Below are 6,336 nucleotides of genomic sequence, written 5' to 3' on the forward strand. Positions count from 1 at the left end.
AATACCGCATGACCATGCGCACCGAGCCCCCCTACACCCATGGCCAGGCGGCCCACACCGGTATCCTCTGGGTCAATCTGGGCACCCCCGAGGCGCCCACACCGGCCGCGCTGCGGCGCTACCTGGCCGAATTTCTGAGCGACCCGCGCGTGGTCGAGATCCCACGCCCCATCTGGTGGCCGATCCTGCACGGCATCATCCTCAACGTGCGGCCGCGCCAATCCGCCGCCAAATACGCCACCATCTGGACGCCGGACGGCTCGCCGCTCAAAGTCTGGACCGAACGCCAGGCCAAATACCTGCAAGGCATGCTAGGAGAACGCGGCCACCGCGTCCAGGTGCGCTGGGCCATGCGCTACGGCCAACCCGCGGTGCGGCGCGAGCTCGACGCGCTCAAGGCCGCGGGCTGCACGCGCATCCTCATCCTGCCCGCCTACCCGCAGTACTGCGCGGCGACCACCGCCAGCGTGTTGGACGAAGTCTATGCCTGGGCGGGCCGCTTGCGCTGGGTGCCGGAGCTGCGCTTCGTCAACCACTACCACGACGACGCGGGCTACATCGCCGCACTGGCCGAGCGGGTGCGCGCGCACTGGGCCCACGCGGGCCAGCCCGAGCGCTTGGTGATGAGTTTTCACGGCATGCCTGCGCGCACACTGCAGCGCGGCGACCCCTACCACTGCGAATGCCATAAGACGGGCCGCCTGCTGGCCGAGGCGCTGGGCCTGTCGCGCGACCAATACGTGATGACATTCCAGTCGCGCTTCGGCCGCGCCAAGTGGCTCGAGCCCTACACCGAACCCACGCTGGTGGCGCTGGCGCGCCAGGGCGTACGGCGGGTGGACGTGATCTGCCCGGGGTTTACCGGCGACTGCATCGAGACGTTGGAAGAAATCGACCAGGAGGCGCGCGAGGCGTTCCTGGCCGCGGGCGGCCAGACCTTTCACTACATCCCGTGCCTCAACGACGACCCGACGTGGCTGGGCGCGCTGGCCGACATCGCCGAGCGCCACTTGGCAGGCTGGCCCACGACGGTGCAGCCGTCGGACGCCGAACGCGCGGCCAGCCGCGAGCGGGCACTGGCGCTGGGGGCGGTGCAGTGACCGGTCAGGGGTAAGGCGCACGCCATGGCCCGCCACTCTCCGCCCACGCCAGACGACACCCCCGGCCGCGTGCGCCTGGACAAGTGGCTGTGGGCGGCGCGCTTTTACAAGACGCGCGCGCTGGCCGCCGAGATGCTCGAACGCGGCCGTGTGCTCGTCAACGGGGCGCCCGCCAAGGCCAGCCGCGAACCCCGGCCGGGTGACGTCATTCGACTGCGCACTGGCGACGTGGAGCGCACGGTGGTCGTGCGCGCGCTTTCCGCCGTGCGCGGCCCGGCGAGCCAGGCCATGCTGCTGTACGAGGAAACGCCCGAATCCATCGCCGCGCGCGAACGCCACGCCGAGCTGCGCCGCCTGGCCCCGGAGCCGGCGGCCACGCTGACCCAAGGCCGCCCCACCAAACGCGACCGGCGACGCTTCGACGCGCTGCGCACACCGCCGGCGTGGAACGCACGCTGGAGCGCCTCGCTGGACGAGTGAGCGCCCCATCCCCCTCGACCCATGGCCACACAGGAGCCCCGCATGAACCCCCGCTATCCACTGCCCGAGCTGACCGATCTGCCCGACGACATCCGCCAGCGCATCCTCGACGTGCAGGCCAAAGCCGGCTTCGTGCCGAACGTGTTTCTGATGCTGGCGCGCCGGCCGGCGGAGTGGCGCGCCTTCTTTGCCTACCACGACGCGCTGATGATGCCCGAGACCGTCGGCCGCACCTCCAACCTGACCAAGGGCGAGCGCGAAATGATCGTGGTCGCTACCAGCGCCGCCAACCAGTGCCTGTACTGCGTGGTCGCGCACGGAGCCATCCTGCGCATCTACGAAAAAAAGCCCCTGATCGCCGACCAGGTGGCCATCAACTACCGCAAGGCCGACATCAGCCCGCGCCAGCGCGCCATTCTGGACTTCGCGATAAAGGTCTGCCAGCAATCACACGCCATCGACGACGCCGACTTCGCGGCGCTGCACGCGCACGGCCTGGACGACGAGGACATTTGGGACATCGCGGCCATCACCGCCTTCTTCGGCCTGTCGAATCGCATGGCGTCCTTCAGCGGCATGCAGCCCAACGACGAGTTTTATTTGCTCGGCCGCCTGCCCAAGGTCAAGTGACGCCCTCGGCCAGCCGCTGGCGCAGCGCAGCGGGCAATGGCACCGAGCGCTGCGCCGGAAAATCCACCCACACCACCGTCGCGCCCCCGTTGGCATAGACGGTATCGCCGCCATCCGTGCGCAGCAGCTCGTGGAACATGTCGAACGAGCGCTGACCTAGCGCGCCCACATAACTGCGCACGATCACGTCGCCCGGGTACTCGAGCTGCCGCCAAAAATTGCAGAACGCGTTGGCGATCACTGGCCCGCAGCCGCGCGGGTTGGCGGGCATACCCCACTCGCCCATCCATTGCAGCCGGGCGCTTTCCATGTAGCGAAAGTACACGGTGTTGTTGACGTGCCCCATGGCATCCATGTCCCCCCAACGGATGGGAATCGTCATGGTGTGCACGAGGCGCTTGTCGGTCGGCAGGTCGATGCGCATGGGCGGTGGTCCATCTTGTCGGTGACTTGACAGCGATGGTAAGGCCATCGCCACTACAATGCAGCGCATGAAAACCCCGGCGCATTTGATCGAGCAGTTTGGCCCGCGCGAGGCCATGGAATACGACGTCGTCATCGTCGGCGCGGGCCCGGCAGGGCTGGCCACGGCCATCCGGCTCAAACAACTCGCCGCCCAAAAAGGCGTCGACGTCAGCGTCTGCGTGCTGGAAAAAGGCTCCGAGCCCGGCGCGCACATCCTGTCGGGGGCGGTCATGGACCCGCGCGCCATCACCGAGCTCTTGCCCGACTGGAAGGAGCGCGGCGCGCCGCTGAACCAGCCCGTCACCGGTGACGAGGTGCTGTTCCTGGAAGAAGGCAGCGCCATGCGCACGCCGCACTGGCTACTGCCCGAGTGCTTTCACAACGATGGCAACTACGTCATCAGCCTGGGTGCCGTGACCAAATGGATGGGCGAGCAGGCCGAGGCGCTGGGCGTGGAGATTTTCCCGGGCTTTACCGCCGCCGAGGTGCTCTACGATGAGCAGGGTCGCGTCGTGGGCGTGGCCACGGGACACCTGGGCCTGGGCAAGGACGGGCAGCCGACCGACGCCTTTCAGCTCGGCATGGAGCTGCGCGCCAAGTACACCGTCTTCGCCGAGGGGGCGCGCGGGCACCTGGGCAAGGAGTTGATCGCGCGCTTCCGGCTCGACGAGGGCAAGGACCCGCAAACCTACGGCATCGGCATCAAAGAGCTGTGGGAAATCCCACCTGAAAAAGCCAAGCCCGGGCTGGTGGTGCACACCGCCGGTTGGCCGCTGGACGAACACACCTACGGCGGCGGGTTTCTGTACCACCTCGAGGGCAACAAGGTCACGCTGGGCTTCGTGGTGGGGCTGGACTATCAAAACCCGTGGTTGAGCCCGTTCGAGGAGATGCAGCGCTGGAAGACGCACCCCGCCATCCGGGCGCACATCGAAGGCGGCAAGCGCATCGGCTATGGCGCGCGTGCCATCACGGCGGGGGGGTTGCTCAGCTTGCCCAAGCCCGTCTTCCCCGGGGGTGCGCTGGTGGGCTGCGACGCGGGCTACCTCAACGCCGCACGCATCAAAGGCAGCCACGCCGCCATCAAGACCGGCATGCTGTGCGCCGAGGCGGCGTTCGAGGCGCTGCAAGCGGGGCGCCAACACGACGAGCTGGCGGCGTACCCGGCCGCCTTCGAGCAGAGCTGGCTCTATCAAGAGCTGCATCGGGCGCGCAACTTCAAGACGTGGTTCAAAAAGGGCAACACCATCGGGGCGCTGATGACCGGCATCGAGCACTGGCTGCTGCCCAAGCTGGGCATCCAGAGTCCGCCCTGGACCGTGCATCGCCACAGCCCCGACCACGCTCGCTTGCACGCGGCCAGTCAAGTCGAGCCCATCCGCTACCCCAAGCCCGATGGCGTGCTCACGTTCGACCGCTTAAGCAGCGTTTTCCTGTCCAACACCAACCACGAAGAAAACCAGCCCGCTCACCTCACGCTCAAGGATCCAACGGTGCCGATAGCGGTCAACCTGGCCCTCTACGGGGGACCGGAGAGCCGCTACTGCCCTGCCGGGGTGTACGAGTTCGTCGAGAAGGACGGCGGGCCACAGCTCGTCATCAACGCGCAAAACTGCGTGCATTGCAAAACCTGCGACATCAAAGACCCGACGCAAAACATCGTTTGGGTGACGCCGGAAGGCGGCGGCGGCCCGAATTACGCCGGCATGTGATGGGCGCCGACGTCGCGTTACAATGCGGCGCATCAGGAGAGCGCAGATGACGCCATGGCGTCGAACTGCCGCCGAAGGCGCAGGCCAACGCCGAACGCTCAGGCAAAAGGACTGATGCAACACCCCGCGGGGTGTTTGCCTGCTGGAGAGAGGCGTCGCCAGCGGCCCCAGTGCCAGGCGTCGCCCACCGAAGGAGCAAGCGGCGTGCGCGACCGCATGGGTGGCGCGGCGTCGGCGAATCTCTCAGGTAAAGCGGACAGCAGGTGTGCCCCGGTGCCTTCGGGCGCCGGTCGTGACCACCTGTTTGTCAGATCGACCATGTCCGCTGCCACCACCGAAGCGCTGCTCCAGACCCCCCTGTACGACCTTCACCTGGCCCTCGGGGCGCGCATGGTGCCGTTTGCCGGCTACGCCATGCCCGTGCAATACCCGGACGGCCTGCTGCGCGAGCACCAGCACACGCGCCAGGCAGCCGGGCTGTTCGACGTCTCACACATGGGGCAAATCACGCTGCACGGCCCCGAGGCCGCCGCGGCGCTGGAGACGCTGCTGCCCATGGACGTGCTGGGGCTCGCCCCGCACCGCCAGCGCTACGGCCTGCTGCTGACCGACGACGGCGGCATTCTGGACGACCTGATGTTCGTCAACCGCGATCTGGCGCAAGGGGGCGACCTGACCCTCGTGGTCAATGGCGCGTGCAAGCACGCCGACCTGGCGCATCTGCAAGCGCGTATCGGGCAGCGCTGCGAGGTGCGCGCCCACTTCGAACGTGCGCTGCTGGCGCTGCAAGGGCCGCTGGCAGTGACGGCCCTGGCGCGCCTGCTGCCCGGCGTGCAGGATCTGGTCTTCATGACCGGCGGCGCCTTCACCTGGCACGGTGCGTCACTCTACGCCACCCGCAGCGGCTACACCGGCGAGGACGGCTTCGAGATCTCGCTGCCGGCCGACGCCGCCATCGATTTTGCACGCGCGCTGCTGGCACAGCCGGAGGTGCACCCGGTAGGCTTGGGGGCGCGCAACTCGCTGCGCTTGGAAGCGGGCCTGTGCCTGTATGGGCAGGACATCGACACCCACACCACCCCCATCGAGGCAGGCCTGGCCTGGGCCATCCAGAAGGTGCGTCGGCGCGGCGGCGCGCGCGAAGGCGGCTTTCCCGGCGCCGAGCGCGTATTGGCGCAACTGGATGGCAGCCTGCCCCTGAGCCGCGTGCGCGTCGGTCTGCGCGCCCAGCAGCGTGTGCCGGTGCGCGAACCCGCCCCCTTGCACACCCCAGCGGGTTTGCCGGTGGGCCAGGTCACCAGCGGGCTGCTGTCGCCCACGCTGGACGTGCCGATCGCCATGGGCTACGTCCCGCCCGAGCACGCCAGCCCGGGCACGGTATTGCACGCCATCGTCCGCGGCAAGCCCGTGCCCATGGAAGTCGTGCCCCTGCCCTTCGTCGCGCCGCGCTACCACCGCGGCTGACCGCCCCCTTTCCTTCCCCACCGTTGGAGTCGATGATCATGACCATCAAGTACACCCCCGACCATGAATGGATCCGCGTCGATGGCGACACCGCCACCGTCGGCATCACCCACCACGCGCAAGATGCGCTGGGCGACGTCGTGTTCGTGGAGCTGCCCGAAGTGGGCAAAACGCTGCCGCAAAAAGAAGTGGCCGGCGTGGTTGAATCGGTCAAAGCCGCCGCCGACGTTTACATGCCGGTCAGCGGCGAGATCGTCGCCGTCAACGAGGCGTTGCGCGCCGACCCATCGCTGGCCAACCGCGACCCGCTGGGTGAGGGTTGGTTCTTCAAGGTGCGCCTGAGTCAGCCCGCCGAACTGGACGCGCTGCTGGACGAGACCGCCTACCGCCAACTGGCCCAGTGAACGGAGCCGCGCGATGACGCCCCCCACCCCCTTGTCTGCCCTGGAAAACCCCGCCGAATTCGTGGCGCGCCACATCGGCAT

Annotated in this window: 7 protein-coding genes and 2 riboswitches; of the genes, 6 read left to right on the top strand and 1 reads right to left on the bottom strand. The window is 68.1% G+C overall.

All coding sequences use genetic code 11. The features are described from left to right. The first annotated feature begins 8 nt into the window (after positions 1 to 8). Genes hemH through Q0716_RS04320 form a run of 3 tightly spaced genes read left to right on the top strand, consistent with a single transcriptional unit; the run spans position 9 to position 2,210 of the window. Positions 9 to 1,100: a ferrochelatase gene (hemH, locus tag Q0716_RS04310; protein ID WP_299020051.1), complete on the top strand. Its 1,092-nt coding sequence runs from the start codon at positions 9 to 11 to the stop codon at positions 1,098 to 1,100. A 24-nt stretch (positions 1,101 to 1,124) separates the two neighbouring features. Continuing rightward, a complete protein-coding gene (locus Q0716_RS04315) occupies positions 1,125 to 1,580 on the top strand; it encodes an RNA-binding S4 domain-containing protein (protein ID WP_299020054.1) in 456 nt (151 codons plus the stop codon). A 42-nt stretch (positions 1,581 to 1,622) separates the two neighbouring features. Next, the gene (locus tag Q0716_RS04320) at positions 1,623 to 2,210 is read left to right on the top strand and encodes a peroxidase-related enzyme (RefSeq protein WP_299020056.1); all 588 of its coding nucleotides are present in this window, start codon (positions 1,623 to 1,625) and stop codon (positions 2,208 to 2,210) included. Here the strand turns inward: Q0716_RS04320 and Q0716_RS04325 are convergent. Further along, positions 2,203 to 2,634, bottom strand: a complete 432-nt coding sequence (locus Q0716_RS04325) for an acyl-CoA thioesterase (protein WP_299020058.1) — start codon at positions 2,632 to 2,634, stop codon at positions 2,203 to 2,205. The two genes, Q0716_RS04320 and Q0716_RS04325, sit on opposite strands and share 8 nt — an antisense overlap. Positions 2,635 to 2,701: 67 nt before the next feature. Here Q0716_RS04325 and Q0716_RS04330 point away from each other — a divergent pair, with 67 nt between their 5' ends. From Q0716_RS04330 to gcvH, 3 genes are all read left to right on the top strand, one after another. Further along, positions 2,702 to 4,387, top strand: coding sequence for an electron transfer flavoprotein-ubiquinone oxidoreductase (locus tag Q0716_RS04330; protein WP_299020060.1), 1,686 nt, complete (start codon positions 2,702 to 2,704; stop codon positions 4,385 to 4,387). Between the two features lie 23 nt (positions 4,388 to 4,410). After that, a riboswitch (glycine riboswitch) is annotated at positions 4,411 to 4,511 on the top strand. Positions 4,512 to 4,519: 8 nt separating this feature from the next. After that, positions 4,520 to 4,657, top strand: a riboswitch (glycine riboswitch). A 48-nt stretch (positions 4,658 to 4,705) separates the two neighbouring features. Continuing rightward, the gene (gene gcvT, locus Q0716_RS04335) at positions 4,706 to 5,851 is read left to right on the top strand and encodes a glycine cleavage system aminomethyltransferase GcvT (RefSeq protein WP_299020062.1); all 1,146 of its coding nucleotides are present in this window, start codon (positions 4,706 to 4,708) and stop codon (positions 5,849 to 5,851) included. A gap of 38 nt (positions 5,852 to 5,889) precedes the next feature. Next, complete coding sequence (gene gcvH / locus Q0716_RS04340) at positions 5,890 to 6,255, top strand: glycine cleavage system protein GcvH (protein ID WP_299020064.1); 366 nt, start codon at positions 5,890 to 5,892, stop codon at positions 6,253 to 6,255. Positions 6,256 to 6,336 lie beyond the last annotated feature (81 nt).

The organism is uncultured Tepidimonas sp. (assembly GCF_938045175.1).
Lineage (GTDB): Bacteria > Pseudomonadota > Gammaproteobacteria > Burkholderiales > Burkholderiaceae_C > Tepidimonas.